We start from the raw sequence: 16907 nt of genomic DNA on the forward strand, positions 1-16907 counted from the left end.
TTGCTGCCGCAATACAGAACAAGGCCCGTTCGTCTATCGGTTAGGACGCATGGTTTTCATCCATGTAAGAGCGGTTCGATTCCGCTACGGGCTACAGTTTATAACACAATCTTAAAAAGCCTCGAAATTAATTTTCGAGGCTTTTTTTTTAAGTTTAAGGGCGTGGTATTTTTGAATGTTTATTAGGTTTTAGTGGATCAATACGAAAAGCTATGGAATTTCAGAAATTATGCATAAATTGAAGTTAGCTTAAAAGAAAAAAATCAATATTTCTCATTCCTTTGAATTTTGATTTGAAAGCTTCTTTTTTCTAATTATTCTTTATCCGTCTTAAGTGGTTTTTGTAGGAATTCGATAAGTGTTTTTTAGTGCTAAAGGTCGCTTTTTTTTAGTGATTTATTGCTGCTTTCCAGTTTTGATACTTCAGTCATACACTATCCATGCATTATCCATGCTTTAACTATGCATTATCCGTTGGGTGATTTTATGTTGTTTTTTAGTCTAAAAGCTTGAATTTATATGTTTTTTCTTGTTATTAAAGAGTTTTTAAAAGATTAGCTTATTGTGGCTTAGCAAGCTCAATTTGTCCTACAAAAATGGATAGTCGATGGCTTTAATTCAGATCTTCAGTTAGCGCGAGCATCTCGCTCGTGCCTGTAATCAAAATCATTTTAAAATATATAGTAGAAACATTAAATATTTAATTTTCTTGTTGCTTTTTTCATCCTGTGTATTCACGAGCGTGACGTTCGTGCTAGCCGGGGGGTTTAAGGAGGGACATACCCAAATTATTTTCCTTTTTAGATTTTGGATTTTAGTAAATAACCGCCTAAAATTCAATCCCGAAGGTTCGGGAGTAAAATGCTTGGTTGGCTTGTAAAAATTTTATAATTTTGCAACCCAATTTTATTATGTAAATTAAAGAAGAAGATGGATATTAAAAGAGTAGCAATAGACGCTGTAAATGAAACGATTGTAATGACAGTTGTTCACATGGATTACAAAGGTCAAGTAGCCAAAAGAATAAACGAAAAAATGCCATTGGCAACCGTAAAAGGTTTTAGAAAAGGGCAGGTACCTAAAGATCTTGTTGAAAAACAATATGGTAAAAAAATAAAAGAAGAAGAGGTAAAAAAAGTAGTTGATTTGGCTTTGGAGCGTTTCGTTCAGTCAGAAAGATTAAACCTTCTTGGAACTCCACTTCCTAAAGTGAACGAAAATTTTGATTGGGATGCTGAGGAATTGGTATTCGAATATGAAATTGGTTTGGTTCCAAATTTCGAATTAGACTTAGAGGCTAAAAATGACATCGTGAAATATGTGGTTACTGCTGACGATAAATTAATTGACGGTCAGGTAGAGCGTATTCAAAAACAATTTGGTACTGCCATCCCTCAAGAAGTGGTTGTTGCTGGTTCAGATTTGACTGGGACTTTTACAAATGAAGAAAAAGGAATCAATAATGCAACTACTATTTCTTTGGATATTTTCAAAGACAAAGCTACTGCTGATAAATTCATCGGTAAAAAAGTAGGTGATGTGGTTACTGTAAATACAAAAGGTTTATTTGAAGACGATCATCAATTGATGGACTTCATGAAAGTAAATCATGATGATGTTCACGGTTTAGATGTTGATGTAGATTTTACAATCGAAGCGATCAATACAACTGAATTGGCTGAATTGAATCAAGAATTATTTGACAAGCTTTTTGGAGCTGGAAATGTGGCTTCACTAGAAGAATTGAAAGCAAAAATCAAAGAAGATGCTGAAGCTCAATTTGCACAACAAGCAGACCAAAAATTATTAGCAGATGTTACTGAGTTTTTAATCGAAAACACCAAATTTGATTTACCGGCTGAATTTCTTAAAAAATGGTTGCAAACTGTAGGAGAGAAAAAAATGACTCCAGAAGAAGCTGAAGTAGAATATGCACGTTCTGAAAAAGGATTGCGTTTTCAATTGATCGAAGGTAGAGCAATGGCTCAATCAGACATCAAAATCACTTTTGAAGATTTGAAAACATTTACAGCGAAAAACATTCGTCAGCAAATGGCACAATTCGGACAAACAAATCCTACAGACGAAGAAGTTCAAGGAATTGTAGCGAGAGTTTTGTCTAACCAAGACGAAGTAAAAAGACTTTCTGACCAAGTGGTAGCTGAGAAGTTATTGGAATTGTTCAAAGAAAAAGCAAACCCAACAACTAAAGAAGTTACTTACGAAGAATTTATTGCTGCGTCTTACGGAGAATAAATTTTTGTCTGTAATGTCATAAAGTCGAAAGTCAAAAGCCATAAGAGTGCAAGAGATTATTAAAATTTTATGATTTCATAACAGATGGTAAACAATAAAAAATAGTTATATTTGAGCGTCAGAAATTTTTTTCTGACGCTCTTTTGTTTGATGCTTCGCATTATGTTTGAGCAACTTTCAGACATTAGACTTTCAAACTTTTAAACATATAAAAATGAACTACGGTAAAGAATTTAAAAAATTTGCTACAAAGCACCAAGGAGTAAATGCGATGTATTACGATAAAATCGTAAGTGCTATGACTCCTACAAATATGACTCCCTATATTATCGAAGAACGTCAGTTGAATATTTCGCAATTAGACGTTTTCTCGAGATTAATGATGGACAGAATTATATTCCTTGGAACAGGAATTGACGATCAAATTGCAAATATCGTTCAAGCGCAATTGTTGTTCCTTGAAAGTGCCGATGCTTCAAAAGACATTCAAATTTATTTGAATTCTCCAGGAGGAAGCGTTTACGCCGGTTTAGGAATTTATGACACGATGCAATACATCAAGCCTGATGTGGCTACAATCTGTACAGGAATGGCCGCTTCTATGGGAGCAGTGTTGTTATGTGCAGGTGCGGCAGGAAAACGTTCGGCTTTGCCACATTCAAGAGTAATGATTCACCAGCCATCAGGCGGCGCACAAGGGGTTGCTACGGATATGGAAATCAACTTGAGAGAAATGTTGAAACTGAAAGACGAATTGTATAAAATCATTTCTCACCATTCAGGACAAACTTTCGAAAAAGTACACAATGATAGCGAACGCGATTATTGGATGATTGCTGAAGAAGCAAAAGCATACGGAATGATTGATGAAGTTTTAATAAGAGGATAAAAATCAGTTGGCAGTTTGCAGTCGCAGTATTCAGTACTGTGGCTGTTAGCCGAGACTGAAAACTATAAAAGATGGCGAAAGAAAAATTAGAATGCTCATTTTGTGGAAGGAAAAAGCCAGAAACCCAATTGCTCATTGCGGGAATTGATGCGCATATTTGTGATAAATGTATTGAGCAAGCACATGGAATTGTTCTTGAAGAAATAAAATCAAGCGGAAGTTCAAAACTGGTTGGTGATTTGATTTTGAAAAAGCCAAAAGAAATCAGAGCGTTTTTAGATCAATATGTGATTGGTCAGGACCAAACGAAGAAAGTAATGTCGGTTGCGGTTTACAATCACTACAAACGCTTGATGCAACAGCAATTAGACGATGAGGTAGAGATTGAAAAAAGTAACATCATCATGGTGGGACAAACCGGAACAGGAAAAACATTGGTGGCCAAAACCATCGCTAAAATGTTAGACGTTCCTTTGGCTATCGTTGATGCCACGGTATTGACCGAAGCAGGTTATGTAGGGGAAGATGTAGAGAGTATTTTGACTCGTCTTTTGCAAGCTGCTGATTATGATGTGGCTAAAGCAGAACGTGGAATTGTTTTCATTGACGAAATAGATAAGATTGCCCGTAAGAGCGATAATCCATCGATTACACGTGATGTTTCGGGAGAAGGAGTACAACAAGCCTTGTTGAAATTATTGGAGGGAACGGTTGTAAATGTGCCGCCTAAGGGAGGACGTAAGCACCCGGACCAAAAATTTGTTGAGGTAAACACCCAAAACATTTTGTTTATAGCCGGTGGTGCTTTTGATGGTGTTGAGAGAATCATTTCGAAACGTTTGAACCGTCAGGCAGTGGGTTATTCTACTTCAAAAAATGTGGATAACATTGACAAAGACAATTTGTTGCAATACATCATCCCAAAAGATATCAAGGATTTTGGATTGATTCCTGAAATCATTGGGCGTTTGCCGGTATTGACTCACATGGATCCTTTAGACAGAGAAACCTTGAGAGCTATTTTGACACAGCCTAAAAACGCTTTAATCAAGCAGTATCAAAAATTATTTTTGATGGATGAGGTAGAATTCACGATTACTGATGAGGCTTTGGATTTTATTGTGGATAAAGCATTAGAATACAAATTAGGAGCTCGTGGATTGCGTTCTTTATGCGAAGCGATCTTAACGGATGCGATGTATGAATTGCCAAGTTCAGATGATAAAATATTAGAAATCAGTAAAGAATATGCAAATGAAACTTTGAATAGGAATTTGTTGAAACGATTGGAAATTGCTTCTTGATCCGACTTGTAAATAGCAAAATCCCGTATTGTGAATTCAATACGGGATTTTTTTATGCTTTAATGCTGGTTTTTGCTTGGGTTTCCGGCTGAATCAATTCGGGCTGAGTTTGGCAAATTCCTCTTGCGCCACAACGCATTCTATGCGGACCACAGCAAGTTAAAATGAAAAACCCGGCTATTAGTAGAATTGTTTTCATAGGTTACATTGCTATAAATTGCCTGTCTTTCAACTGCTCCAAATAATCTCTTTGGTTGGACAATCTTGGAATTTTGTGTTGCCCGCCCAGTTTGTCGCGGTCTTTTAGCCAGTCATAGAACAAGTTTTCACGAGCCACATTCAAGATTAGCGGGTTTAGCGTCATATTGTTGTGTCTTTTGGCTTCGTAATCTGAGTTTAAAGACTGTAAAGTCTCGTCCAGAATTCTTTGAAAAAGGGCTACGTCTGCTGGTTTTTTCTTGAATTCAACCATCCATTCATGTGCTCCTTTCTCTTTGTCAATCATAAAAACAGGTGCGACGGTATAATCAATAACTTCTGATTGGGTCAACTGACAGGCTTTGGCTATGGCCTGATCGGTATTTTCGACCATCAATTCTTCACCAAAAACATTGATGTGGTGTTTAGTCCTGCCGGTTACTCTGATTCGGTACGGATTCAATGAGGTGAAACGAACGGTATCACCAATCAAATAGCGCCACAAACCGGAATTGGTAGTAATGACCAAAGCATAATTTTTGAAAAGCTCCACTTCCGACAAGCGGATTGTTTTCTGGTTTGCAGTTCCAAAAGTATCCATTGGAATAAATTCGTAGAAAATTCCGTAATCCAGCATTAACAGTAAATCACTGGAATTGTTCAAGTCCTGAATGGCAAAGAAACCTTCGGAGGCATTGTATATTTCGTAGTATTTAAAATCTTTTTTCGGTAATATTTTTTTGTATTGGTCCCGATAGGGTTCAAAACTGACGCCGCCGTGAAAATACACTTCTAAATTGGGCCAAACTTCCAGTAAGTTTCCTTTTCCTGTTTCTTCGAGCATTTTATTCATCAAAACCAACATCCACGATGGAACACCGGCGAAACTGGTGACGTTTTCATTTTTGGTTTCGTTTATGATGGCTGCGATTTTAGCTTCCCATTCGCTCATCAATGAAATTTTATTACTTGGTGTGCTGCTGAATTCGGCCCAAATAGGCATATTTTCAATCAAGATCGCCGATAAATCACCAAAAAAAGTGTTCTTGTTCTCGTATATTTGAGAGCTGCCGCCAAGTCGAAGACTTTTTCCAAGAAAGAGTTCAGAGTCTTCATTGTTGTTCAAATACATACAAAGTAAATCTTTGCTTCCTTTGTAATGGCAATCTTCCAGCGCTTCGTTACTTACCGGAATAAATTTACTTTTGGCATTAGTGGTTCCGCTTGATTTGGCAAACCACTTTATCGGTGTTTCCCAAAAAACATGCTGTTCGCCTTGTCTGGTGCGCTCTATCAAGGGTTGTAATTCCTCATAAGTAGAAATAGGAACTCGGTCAGCAAATGTTTGGTATGATTTTATGGAAGCATAATCATATTCAGTGCCTAAGACTGTTTTTTCGGAGGCTCGTATTAGATTTAACAATAACTCTTCCTGAACTTCATTGGGGTATTTTATGAAAAGTTCAATCTGGTGGATTCGTTGCTTTAAAACCCAAGATGCAAAAGAATTGATTATTGTTAATGGCATTTTCTGATTATAAATTATGGGTTATTAAATAAGCGTAATAGGATTCCACACATCTACAAAGCAAAAATTGAACTTCAATGAAAATTAATTCAGTGAAGGAACTACTAATGTTGCTATATGAATATTAACTTTACCAAAAATAACAAAATTTGTCAAACTTTAAACTTTTAAACTTTAAACTTAATGCAATACGAGGGAGTACTTACTAAGATGCAAACTGAATTTGGAGATCCCATTCAATATTATTTGGTTTTCGAAGATAGTTTTTTAAGCGTGAATCAATTATTGGATAAAAATCTTGAAATCAGTTTTGTTGGCTACCAATGTTTGAATTGTGGGAAGAAGAAGAAAATATTTCGTCAGGGATTCTGTTATGATTGTTTTTATTCCAGTGCTGCTGTTGGGGATTGGATTATGAAACCGGAGTTGAGTACAGCTCATTTAGGTATAGCTGACAGGGATTTGGTTTATGAACAGAAAGTGCAATTGCAGCCTCATATCGTTTATTTGGCTTTGTCAAGCGAAGTAAAAGTAGGGGTGACCAGAAAAACCCAAATGCCTACCCGATGGATCGATCAGGGAGCAATTCAGGCTATTTCTATTGTTGAAGTGCCCAATCGTTATTTGGCTGGAATCACTGAGGTGGCGCTAAAAGATCATTATGCCGATAAAACCAACTGGCGAAAAATGTTGACCAATGCTGTTGAACATATTGACTTAATCCAAGAACGATTGAAACTGGAAAATCTCATTCCTGCCGAAGTTCAGGAATACTTCTTTTTGAATAAAAATGATTTGTACGAGATTCATTATCCTGTTTTGGAATATCCTGCTAAAGTAAAAAGTTTGAGTCTGGATAAAACGCCTCATTTTCAAGGAAAATTAAGCGGTATAAAAGGGCAGTATCTTTTATTTGAAGACGGAACGGTTTTTAATATTAGAGGCTCTGAGGGTTATGTGGTGAAAATCTCGGTATAAACTGAAAACAGTACCATGATTATAAAAAAAGAGGAATCCTGATCTGTCAGGATTCCTCTTTTTTTAGGAAAAATGCTAAATTGCTTTTTATTTTACTTTTGTAGTGTCGGCTACTTTTTTCTTTTTATTAAAAAGTCCGTTCAAGAGTTCCGAGGCTTTCGCTTTAACTTCCTCTTTCGCTTTTGTCTTTACTTCTTCTTTAGTTGCCGGGATAACGGTTTTAGTTGTATCGCCGGGTTTTTTGTTTTTGTTGATTAAATCGGTCAATGCCGATGTGCCTTTGCCTACCAATTTTTCTTTTTGTTGTTGTACTAATTGATTGGTAAGATTGCTAACAGCAGTTTTTAAATCAGTAGTTATTTTAGGGTTTGAAAAATTCCCTGTTAGCATGGCATTGATTGGAATGTTTTCCAGTTTCGCGGCATCAGCCGGAGACAGTTTAGCAATTAATGCATTGGCTTCAGTACCTAAATATTTAGCAGGAACATTAAATTTTAAAGTATAATTCATGCTTTGGTCAAAGCCATGTGTACCGCCAATGGTTGCTTTTATGTCCTGATATTTGATATCAAAAGGTTTTACGTTAACCATACCGTTTTTGAAAGTAATCGCCGCTTTTAAATCGTTCAAATTGATTTTTTTCAAATCAATAAATTTCAAATTTGAACCTAGAGCAGTCAGTAAGGTAGAATTACTGGAGTTGACGGTTGTTGAAAGTAATTGTCCTAATAAATCTCCCGTTAATGTTTTTAAATCAGGACTCATGGAATCGGTTAGATTTCCGTTCAGTTTTATGGTCGAATTTAATTTTCCGTTGATAATTCCTGCTATGGGAGCAATTTTCTTCAACATATCCAGTTGGGTAAATGACTGCGCGATATCTACTTGGTTTAGACCTAAATCCATGTCAAAAGTTGGGGTTTTTCCTTTTGTGGAAACTGCTCCGTTTAAGCCAATGGTTCCGCCAAAAATAGATGTTTTTACATTTTCCATCGTCAGTTTTTCGTCTTTGACAATCAGTTTTCCGGAAACGTTTTTCAGCGTTAAGTTATCGTATAAAACCGTATTCGCTTTTGCAGTAAGAGAGCAATTCAAGAAAGCGGGAATTTTCATGGCTTCTGTTTGTTTGGTCTCCGCTTTGCCAGCTTCTTCTGTGGTCATAAAATCGCTAACCGCAATTTGGTTAGAATTCAGGTTAAAGTTTCCTTTTAGTTCTTGATTTTTAAAGATAAAGCCATAGAAGTTTTCTAAAACGCCGCTAACACTCAGGTCACTTTTTCCTGTTGCCGCATCAAATTGTTTTAGATTGACCTGATTTGGATTGAATTGTACCAAGGCTTTGCTGATGTTCATGGTTTTGCCATTTTCATCAACATATTTAAATCCGGTCAAACTCATCGTTCCCGCATTGTTGATGTTTTGGTACTGACTCTTTTCGACAGATTGCATGTCGAATTTGGTGGTTACATCCGCTTTCAAAATTCCGCTCAAGGGTTTGTCCAGTTTTACGGGATAAGCTTTGGATAAATTCCCCAAGTTGATGGTTCCTTTTAAAGCCGCATCGACTAAGGCGTTTTGAGTTATATTTCTAATGTTTGCTTTTGCATTAAAAACATCTTGATCTATTCTAAAAGAAAGTTTGTCCAGATTGACATAAGTATCGTTCAGGATTCCCGTTTCATTTATAATTTTAGTGTCAATAACAATATTTTGAACTGATTTTGGTAAATCAGGATATTGAAACGAAGCATTGTTTGATGCGATATCGATATTGAATTTTGGAACAGTCGTATCTGAATAAAGTCCCTTGGCAAAACCGACAACGGTAAAATCTCCGGTAGTTTTTACATTATCTAAACTCGAAGCATAGGCTGCGGGAATGATTCCTAAGAAGTTTTTGAAAGAGGAAGTGGGTGTTTTAAATTTCAAATCATATTCCTGACCGGCGTCAACAAGTTGAATAAACCCATCAAATTCCAGAGGTAATTGGTTGATTAATGCTTTGTTTTCTTTGAAAGTATATTTGCTCTTTTCTAAATCAATTCCTAAAACGGCATCGAGTGTCAGCGCAACATTTTTCATATAATTGACTTTGTCCATGTCGAGAGATACTTTTGCAGTCGACTTAGTGACCAAGTCCAATTTTGATGCCGCAAAGTCTCCGGTTCCTTCATGGTTCAGACTATCGATGCGCATTTTTATTTTGGAACTTTCGTCAAAATAGCGAAACTGGAAATTTTCTATTTTATAATCCTGTATTTTTAAGGATAAAGGTTTGCTTTTGGTATCGTCCTTATTCGTGTCATCTTTGAGAGCAATGTCATAATTGCCAATTCCATCCTTGTTGAAAATGATATTTATTAAACCGTTTTTTGACGAAATTCCTTCGATATTCATCGCTTCGTTTTCTCCTTTAAAAAGTTCTTTGATAGACATTTTTAAATTTAATTCTCCAAGCGAAACTAAGGTATCGCCCTCAAATGGCGCTTTGTTGATGATCAGCAATTGATCTAAGGTAACTGTGGCGTTAGGAAAACTCTTGAACAAACTCAAATCAGCTTCTGCAAAAGTGACTTTTGCATCTACTTTTTGATTGATAGCATCTGCAATTTTAGCTTTTATTTGATCCTTAAAGAAATACGGAATAGCGAATAGTGCCGTAACAAATAGGATGATTGTAATTCCGGTGATTTTTAAAATTTTCTTCAGCATATCTTTTAATGTTTTTATTTTCAATTAGTATTGCAAAAATGTTGCCTTAATTTATTTACAAAAATAATATTTTATGAATTAAGGAATCTTTAAAGTTGTCATAAAAAAGAATCCGTTTGAAATTTAATCAAACGGATTCTTTTTTGGTTTTAAACTTTTTTATCGGATGTTGATTTCAAATGGCATCATGGCCTGAACTCCTTTTTTAGTTTGTAATTTTTTTATTTGTTCCAAGACTCTGTAGTTCTCTTCGCCAATTTCTTCTTTTATTAAGGCTTCTTTAGATTGTCCAAAAGGGAATTCAGCAAAAAGATCATTGATGTCTTTCTTGTATTCCGGATAGTTTTGAGTAGAAAAATCTTTTGTTTTAGCTAATCTTGCTGCTTCGTTAATAGCATCTTTTAATCCGCCGATTTTATCTACCAATCCAATTTTGATCGCTTCAGAACCCGTCCAAACTCTTCCTTGTGCAATGGCATCCACTTGAGCAAAGCTCATTTTTCTGCCTTCGGCAACATGGGTCACAAAAGTTTTGTAGATGTGTTCTACTCCTTCCAGTGTGACTGCTTTGAATTTTTCGTCAATAGGCACAAATGGGCTATATCTTGCCGCATTTTCATGGGTTTTTACCTGCTCTGTGTTTATTCCTATTTTAGTGGCCAGTTGGCTGAAATTAGGTAATATTCCAAAAACCCCTATTGAGCCTGTGATGGTGTTGTTTTCGGCAAAAATAGTATTGGCGTTACAAGCGATATAATAGCCGCCCGAAGCCGCATAATTACCCATGGAAACCACGACAGGTTTTACTTTTTTTGTTAATTCGACTTCTCTCCAAATTAAATCTGAGGTCAAGGCACTTCCACCAGGGCTATCAATACGAAGTACAATGGCTTTTACGTTTTTATTTTTTCTTGCATCTTGCAACGAACGTCGCATCGATCCTTCTCCTATAGTGGTAACATCGCCTTCACCGCTTTGAATTTCGCCTTGGGCATAAATGATGGCTATTTGATCTTTGCTGTCATTCAGCGCTGCAGTAGTCATTATTTTTTTGGTGTATTCGGAAATGCTGACTTTGTTGTAGTCTTCGTCTTTGTTAACTTTCAAGGCTTTTTTGATGGCATTGTGGTAAACATCTTCATAGGCTACAACGTCTACTAATTTTTGTTCTTTTGCCATCGTTGGTGTTCTGGCGAGAAGTCCATTAGCGATTTGATTTAGTTGTGCTACAGATATGTTTCTGCTTTTCGAGATGTCGGCGGCAACAGAACTCCAAATCGAATTTAATAAAGCAGTAACTTGCTCCCTGTTGGCATCACTCATTTTGTTTTCCAGGAAAGGTTCTACAGCACTTTTGTATTTTCCGTGGCGTATCACTTCCATTTTTACGCCGGATTTATCTTGTAAATCTTTGAAAAACATAATTTCAGAAGATAGACCTTTGAAATCCATATCTCCTACAGGATTTATATAGATCGTATTGGCAACAGAGTTTAAGTAATATTCTTTTTGTGAATAGGAATTGGCATAAGCCATTACAAATTTTCCTGATTTTTTGAAACTTTCCAAAGCATTTCTTAACGTTTTACTTTGTGCCATACCTAAAGAGGAGTAGTTGTTTAGGATAGAAATCCCTTTGATGTTGTCGTCTTTTTTAGCCTCTTCGATAGCCGAGAGGACATCTGATAATCCGATATTTTTTTTGTCTGAAAAAATGGTGATCCATGGATCTTCGTATTTTCCGGCATAATCATGTTTGATGTGTTCTAAGTTCAATTCGATAACCGAATTATTTTTGATTTCTACTGTTTCGGCCTCACCGCCAAAAACGGTTGCGATAATCAGAATTCCAAAAAAGAATAACATGCAAAAGACGAATAGCCCTATGATGGTTGCCAAAACATTTCCTAAAAACTTCATAATAATATTTTTATATAATAAGTAGTGAAAAGTGCTGAAATGTTACACTATGAGATGGTATAAATAAAAATTTAGTTCCAACACTTTGCGCAAATATATCGCTATTTCTAAAATTCTTTTAGTTAATTTGTGCTTAATTATGAAAGCACAGCATCAGGTCATTTTATCTATAGGAAGTAATCAAGGCGATCGACTTGAAAATATAAAACATTGCATTGAGTTAATTCATCAGGAAATGGGTACGGTTATCAAAATTTCCCAAGTTTATGAAACCCCTTCCTGGGGTTTTGAAAGTGATGATTTTTACAATTGTGCTTTAGTTTTGCATACTTTTAATACCGCTCATAAAATCTTGTCTCAGGCTTTAAAGATTGAAAAAAAACTGGGTCGCATTCGAGGAATTGAGAAGGGATATCAGTCTCGAATTATTGACATTGACTTAATTGCTTTTGACGAGGAGATTATAGATTCTGAAAAACTGCAAATTCCACATCCTTTAATGCAAAACAGAAATTTTGTATTGCTGCCGGTTCAGGATTTAAATTTAGATTGGAAGCATCCTGTTTTTGATAAAACAATTTCGGAACTGCTGGAGAGTTCTCCTGATTTGAGTGTTTGCAAAGTGGTTCAGAATTTAGAAAGTCCTTTGGATAGTATTGCTCTGGAGCAGTTCAATTATGTTGCTTTTGAAGGAAACATTGGAGCAGGAAAGACCACTTTGGTTTCTAAAATCGCCGATGATTTCAATGCGAAAACGGTTTTGGAACGTTTTGCCGATAATCCTTTTTTGCCAAAATTTTATAAAGACCAAAATCGATATGCTTTTCCGCTTGAAATGTCTTTTTTGGCCGACAGATACCAGCAATTGTCGGATGATTTGGCGCAATTTGATTTGTTTAAGGATTTTTTGGTTGCCGATTATCATATTTTTAAATCCTTGATTTTTGCCAAAATTACATTGGCAGACGATGAATACCGTTTGTATCGCAACCTATTCGATATTATTTACAGGGAAATGCCAAAACCTGATTTGTACGTTTATTTGTATCAGAATTCTGAACGATTATTGCAAAACATAAAAAAAAGGGGAAGAAGCTATGAACAGCAAATTCCCGCTGAATATCTCGATAAAATCAATAATGGTTATCTGGATTATATAAAATCACAAAAGGATTTGAATGTTTTGATTATTGATGTTTCCCATCGTGATTTTGTGAAAAACCAAGAGGATTATCTTTATATTTTGGATGAAATTAAAAAGAAAATTACTTAGGCCAATGTAACTTTTGGAATAAATCCCAAACTACAATTCCCGCGCTTACGGAGATGTTTAGCGAATGTTTGGTTCCTAACTGCGGAATTTCAATGCAACCATCACATAAGGCCACCGCTTCTTGAGAAACGCCATGCACTTCATTTCCAAAGACTAAGGCGTATTTCATGTCTTTTTCGACTTTGAAATCCTGAAGAAAAACAGCGCTCTGCACTTGTTCAATGGCTAGGGTCGTTATTTTTTCTTTTTTTAGATTATGGATAACTTCCAGTACGCTTTCATTGTGTTCCCAGGCTACGGTTTCGGTTGCTCCAAGTGCTGTTTTGTGAATTTCTTTGTTTGGAGGTGTTGCAGTAATACCACACAAATATATTTTTTCTATCAAAAAAGCATCTGCGGTTCTAAATACAGAACCAATATTGTGTAAGCTGCGCACATCGTCTAATACTAAGATAATTGGTGTTTTTTCGGATTTTTTAAAATCTTCAATTGATTTTCGCTCCAGCTCACTGTTTTCTAGTTTTCTCATTCTCTTTGGTGGTGTGTTGTAATAAAAAAAGCTTCCGGGATAAGGGGAAGCTTTTTAATGGTATTATTTTAAAATTTAGCTTTTTGGTGCATCCGCTGCTAATACGTTTCCTTTGATGGTAAGCGTTTTGTTTGGAACAGCTGCATTAGTTGTCAGTGTTACTGTTTTTGTAAATGCTTGACCTCCTCTTGTAGTGTCATATTTTACTCCAATAACTCCTTTAGCTCCTGGAGCAATTGGTTCTTTTGGGTAAGTTGGAACCGTGCATCCGCAAGATCCTTGAGCGTTTGTAATGATTAATGGCTTGTTTCCGTTGTTTGTAAATACAAACTCACGTTTTCCGTCTGAGTTGTATGGAATTGTACCGTAATCAATAGTTTCAGTAACAAAAACCATCCCTGCTCCGTTTACTTTAGCAGCGTTTACTTTAGTTGTTGCTTTTGCTTTTATTTTTTTTGTAGTTTCTTGAGCATTAGAAGTCGTAACTCCCAAAACTGTAAGCATAGCTAGTAAAATTATTTTTTTCATTTTGTGGCGTTTTAATATTCATAACAAATCTATTGAAAATATTGAAAATAAAGCTTAAAAAATCCTTAAATTTTTTTATTTTTTGCTTTAAGTCCTTCCTTATTCGCTATTAAATATATTAAATTCGCTGTTATTTATAACATCAATATAAACATCAATAATTTGGCAGCTAAAGATAAAATAGTCAAGGAAACACCGTTAATGAAGCAATATAACGAAATTAAAAGGAAGTATCCAGATGCTTGTTTGTTGTTTCGTGTAGGTGATTTTTATGAAACATTTGGAGAGGATGCTGTTAGGGCTTCTAGGATATTGGGAATTACTTTGACAAAAAGAGGGGCGGGTTCTGAAACTGAGACTGCATTGGCGGGCTTTCCGCATCATTCGATAAATACGTATTTACCAAAGCTGGTTAAAGCAGGACTTCGTGTGGCAATCTGCGATCAATTGGAAGACCCAAAAATGACCAAAACAATTGTGAAGCGCGGTGTGACTGAACTCGTGACTCCCGGAGTTTCGATGAATGATGAAGTTTTGCATTCGAAGACGAATAATTTTTTAGCTTCTGTCTATTTTGGAAATAAGTCAATAGGAATCTCTTTTTTGGATGTTTCAACAGGGGAGTTTCTAACCGCTCAAGGTAATGCGGAATATATTGATAAATTATTGCAGAATTTCAACCCTTCGGAGGTTTTGGTTCAAAAAAATAACAAAAATGATTTCCGTCAAAATTTTGGGGACGATTACCATAGTTTTTATTTGGAAGATTGGATTTATAAAGAAGATTATGCTTTTGAAATTTTAACCAAGCATTTTCAGACCATTTCCTTGAAAGGTTTTGGGATCGAAGATCTGAAAGAAGGAATTATTGCTTCGGGAGCTATTTTGTATTATTTATCTGAGACACAACACAACCGTGTGCAGCATATAACGGCTATTCAGCGTATCGCCGAAGATGCTTATGTGTGGATGGACCGATTTACAATTCGAAATTTAGAATTATATCATAGTTACAATCCCAATGCGGTTACGCTTTTGGATGTTATTGACAGAACACTTTCGCCAATGGGCGGGCGTTTGTTAAAGCGATGGCTAGCCTTGCCTTTGAAGGATGCGAACAAAATACAAGGTCGTCATCAAGTGGTGTCGTATTTGAAAGAGAATCAGGAAGTGTTGCAGGCTATGCAGTATCAAATCAAGCAAATCTCGGATTTAGAGCGTTTGATTTCTAAAATTGCCGCAGGAAAGGTTTCGCCACGTGAGGTGGTTTATTTGAAGGAGTCTTTGGATGCGGTTATTCCTATGAAAAAACTGGCTTTGGAGAGTCCGCAGGAAGCGGTAAAAATGATAGGCGATAGTCTTCATAGTTGTGACTTGTTGCGTGAAAAAATCAAAATCACTTTAAATCAAGATGCGCCTGTGGCTGTTGCCAAAGGGAATGCTATTGCTAAAGGTGTCAGTGCTGAACTGGATGATTTAAGAGCGATATCTACTTCGGGTAAAGAATTTCTTGAAGGAATAGAGTTGCGTGAGTCACAAAAAACGGGGATTTCTTCTTTGAAGATTTCTTTCAATAATGTTTTTGGTTATTATATTGAAGTGCGAAATACCCATAAAGATAAGGTTCCTGCCGAATGGATCAGAAAACAAACTCTGGTTAATGCAGAGCGCTATATTACTGAAGAGCTGAAAGAATATGAGGCAAAAATCCTTGGTGCCGAAGAGAAAATCCATAAAATTGAATCGGAATTATTCGAGCAATTAGTAGCTTGGATTTCAACTTATATCAAACCAGTTCAGTTGAATGCTAATTTAGTCGCGCAGTTGGATTGTTTGTGTTCTTTTGCGCAGTTGGCTGTCGAGAATAAATATGTTTGTCCTGAGTTGGATGAAACCTTTGAGTTGGATATTAAAAACGGTAGGCATCCTGTTATCGAAAAGCAATTGCCGGTGGGTGTGCCTTACATTGCCAATGATGTTTATTTGGATCGAGAAACCCAGCAATTGATAATGATTACAGGTCCTAATATGTCGGGTAAGTCGGCTATTTTACGTCAAACGGCGCTGATTGTGCTGTTGGCCCAAATGGGAAGTTTTGTTCCGGCTGACAGTGTTAGAATGGGGATTGTGGATAAGATTTTTACCCGAGTGGGCGCGAGCGATAATATTTCGATGGGAGAGTCGACTTTTATGGTTGAAATGAATGAAACGGCTTCCATCTTGAACAATATTTCCGACAGAAGCTTAGTGCTTCTGGATGAAATTGGTAGAGGAACCAGTACTTATGACGGAATCTCGATTGCTTGGGCCATTGCGGAGTTCTTGCATGAGCATCCTTCAAAACCAAAGACCTTGTTTGCGACTCATTATCATGAATTGAATGAAATGAATGAATCTTTGCCTCGAATCCAGAATTATAATGTTTCGGTAAAGGAATTGAAAGATACGGTTCTTTTTATTCGAAAATTAGTAAAAGGAGGAAGTGCACACAGTTTTGGTATTCATGTGGCTAAGATGGCGGGAATGCCTCAGATAGTGATTTTGAAAGCGCAGAAAATATTAAAGAAGCTGGAGAAAGATCATTCTGGTGAAATGTTGAGTGGTGTTAAATCAGATAAGGATGAAATGCAGATGAGTTTCTTTAATTTGGATGATCCTTTATTGGAAGAAATTAAGGAAGAGATTTTGAATTTGGATATCAATAGCGTGACGCCAGTGGAAGCGTTGATGAAATTGAATGAAATCAAGAGAATGCTAAGCAGGAAATAAATTTATTTGTTTTTAAAGTTTAG

Annotated in this window: 11 protein-coding genes and 1 tRNA gene; 7 read left to right on the plus strand and 5 right to left on the minus strand. The window is 36.2% G+C overall.

The window, feature by feature from the left end:
- Positions 1-22 precede the first annotated feature (22 nt).
- From BUB25_RS07345 to clpX, 4 genes are all read left to right on the plus strand, one after another.
- Positions 23-94: transfer RNA gene (locus BUB25_RS07345), tRNA-Glu, on the plus strand.
- Between the two features lie 836 nt (positions 95-930).
- Positions 931-2256, plus strand: a complete 1326-nt coding sequence (locus tag BUB25_RS07350) for a trigger factor (RefSeq protein ID WP_072942417.1) — start codon at positions 931-933, stop codon at positions 2254-2256.
- Positions 2257-2470: 214 nt separating this feature from the next.
- On the plus strand, positions 2471-3145 hold the full coding sequence (gene clpP, locus BUB25_RS07355) for an ATP-dependent Clp endopeptidase proteolytic subunit ClpP (protein WP_072942420.1): 675 nt from the start codon (positions 2471-2473) through the stop codon (positions 3143-3145).
- 71 nt (positions 3146-3216) lie between these two features.
- Positions 3217-4449, plus strand: coding sequence for an ATP-dependent Clp protease ATP-binding subunit ClpX (gene clpX / locus BUB25_RS07360; protein WP_072942434.1), 1233 nt, complete (start codon positions 3217-3219; stop codon positions 4447-4449).
- A gap of 202 nt (positions 4450-4651) precedes the next feature.
- Here the strand turns inward: clpX and BUB25_RS07365 are convergent, their stop codons facing one another.
- A complete protein-coding gene (locus BUB25_RS07365) occupies positions 4652-6175 on the minus strand; it encodes a GH3 auxin-responsive promoter family protein (protein WP_072942437.1) in 1524 nt (507 codons plus the stop codon).
- A 183-nt stretch (positions 6176-6358) separates the two neighbouring features.
- Between BUB25_RS07365 and BUB25_RS07370 the strand changes: the two genes are divergently transcribed.
- The gene (locus tag BUB25_RS07370) at positions 6359-7153 is read left to right on the plus strand and encodes a DUF2797 domain-containing protein (protein ID WP_072942440.1); all 795 of its coding nucleotides are present in this window, start codon (positions 6359-6361) and stop codon (positions 7151-7153) included.
- A gap of 87 nt (positions 7154-7240) precedes the next feature.
- Here the strand turns inward: BUB25_RS07370 and BUB25_RS07375 are convergent, their stop codons facing one another.
- The gene (locus tag BUB25_RS07375; protein ID WP_072942451.1) at positions 7241-9865 is read right to left on the minus strand and encodes an AsmA family protein; all 2625 of its coding nucleotides are present in this window, start codon (positions 9863-9865) and stop codon (positions 7241-7243) included.
- A gap of 159 nt (positions 9866-10024) precedes the next feature.
- On the minus strand, positions 10025-11785 hold the full coding sequence (gene sppA, locus BUB25_RS07380; RefSeq protein ID WP_072942454.1) for a signal peptide peptidase SppA: 1761 nt from the start codon (positions 11783-11785) through the stop codon (positions 10025-10027).
- Positions 11786-11924: 139 nt separating this feature from the next.
- Between sppA and folK the strand changes: the two genes are divergently transcribed.
- Positions 11925-13058 (plus strand): 2-amino-4-hydroxy-6-hydroxymethyldihydropteridine diphosphokinase, encoded by a 1134-nt coding sequence (gene folK / locus BUB25_RS07385; RefSeq protein ID WP_072942457.1) that lies wholly within the window; start codon positions 11925-11927, stop codon positions 13056-13058.
- Here folK and BUB25_RS07390 read toward each other — a convergent pair.
- Both BUB25_RS07390 and BUB25_RS07395 read right to left on the minus strand, forming a co-directional pair.
- The gene (locus BUB25_RS07390) at positions 13051-13587 is read right to left on the minus strand and encodes an RNA methyltransferase (RefSeq protein WP_072942460.1); all 537 of its coding nucleotides are present in this window, start codon (positions 13585-13587) and stop codon (positions 13051-13053) included. The genes folK and BUB25_RS07390 overlap by 8 nt on opposite strands.
- Positions 13588-13662: 75 nt before the next feature.
- The gene (locus tag BUB25_RS07395) at positions 13663-14115 is read right to left on the minus strand and encodes a DUF1573 domain-containing protein (RefSeq protein WP_072942463.1); all 453 of its coding nucleotides are present in this window, start codon (positions 14113-14115) and stop codon (positions 13663-13665) included.
- 162 nt (positions 14116-14277) lie between these two features.
- Here BUB25_RS07395 and mutS point away from each other — a divergent pair, with 162 nt between their 5' ends.
- Positions 14278-16884 carry a DNA mismatch repair protein MutS gene (gene mutS / locus BUB25_RS07400; protein ID WP_072942467.1) on the plus strand — a complete coding sequence of 869 codons (2607 nt, stop codon included), beginning with the start codon at positions 14278-14280 and terminating at the stop codon, positions 16882-16884.
- Positions 16885-16907 lie beyond the last annotated feature (23 nt).

Source organism: Flavobacterium granuli, assembly GCF_900129705.1.
Taxonomy (GTDB): domain Bacteria; phylum Bacteroidota; class Bacteroidia; order Flavobacteriales; family Flavobacteriaceae; genus Flavobacterium; species Flavobacterium granuli.

Excerpts from the sequence above, each read along its gene's own strand:
- sppA (WP_072942454.1), bottom strand. The coding sequence starts at position 11,785 with ATGAAGTTTTTAGGAAATGTTTTGGCAACCATCATAGGGCTATTCGTC.
- BUB25_RS07390 (WP_072942460.1), bottom strand. The coding sequence starts at position 13,587 with ATGAGAAAACTAGAAAACAGTGAGCTGGAGCGAAAATCAATTGAAGAT.
- BUB25_RS07370 (WP_072942440.1), top strand. The coding sequence starts at position 6,359 with ATGCAATACGAGGGAGTACTTACTAAGATGCAAACTGAATTTGGAGAT.
- BUB25_RS07395 (WP_072942463.1), bottom strand. The coding sequence starts at position 14,115 with ATGAAAAAAATAATTTTACTAGCTATGCTTACAGTTTTGGGAGTTACG.
- folK (WP_072942457.1), top strand. The coding sequence starts at position 11,925 with ATGAAAGCACAGCATCAGGTCATTTTATCTATAGGAAGTAATCAAGGC.
- clpP (WP_072942420.1), top strand. The coding sequence starts at position 2,471 with ATGAACTACGGTAAAGAATTTAAAAAATTTGCTACAAAGCACCAAGGA.
- clpX (WP_072942434.1), top strand. The coding sequence starts at position 3,217 with ATGGCGAAAGAAAAATTAGAATGCTCATTTTGTGGAAGGAAAAAGCCA.
- BUB25_RS07365 (WP_072942437.1), bottom strand. The coding sequence starts at position 6,175 with ATGCCATTAACAATAATCAATTCTTTTGCATCTTGGGTTTTAAAGCAA.
- BUB25_RS07375 (WP_072942451.1), bottom strand. The coding sequence starts at position 9,865 with ATGCTGAAGAAAATTTTAAAAATCACCGGAATTACAATCATCCTATTT.
- BUB25_RS07350 (WP_072942417.1), top strand. The coding sequence starts at position 931 with ATGGATATTAAAAGAGTAGCAATAGACGCTGTAAATGAAACGATTGTA.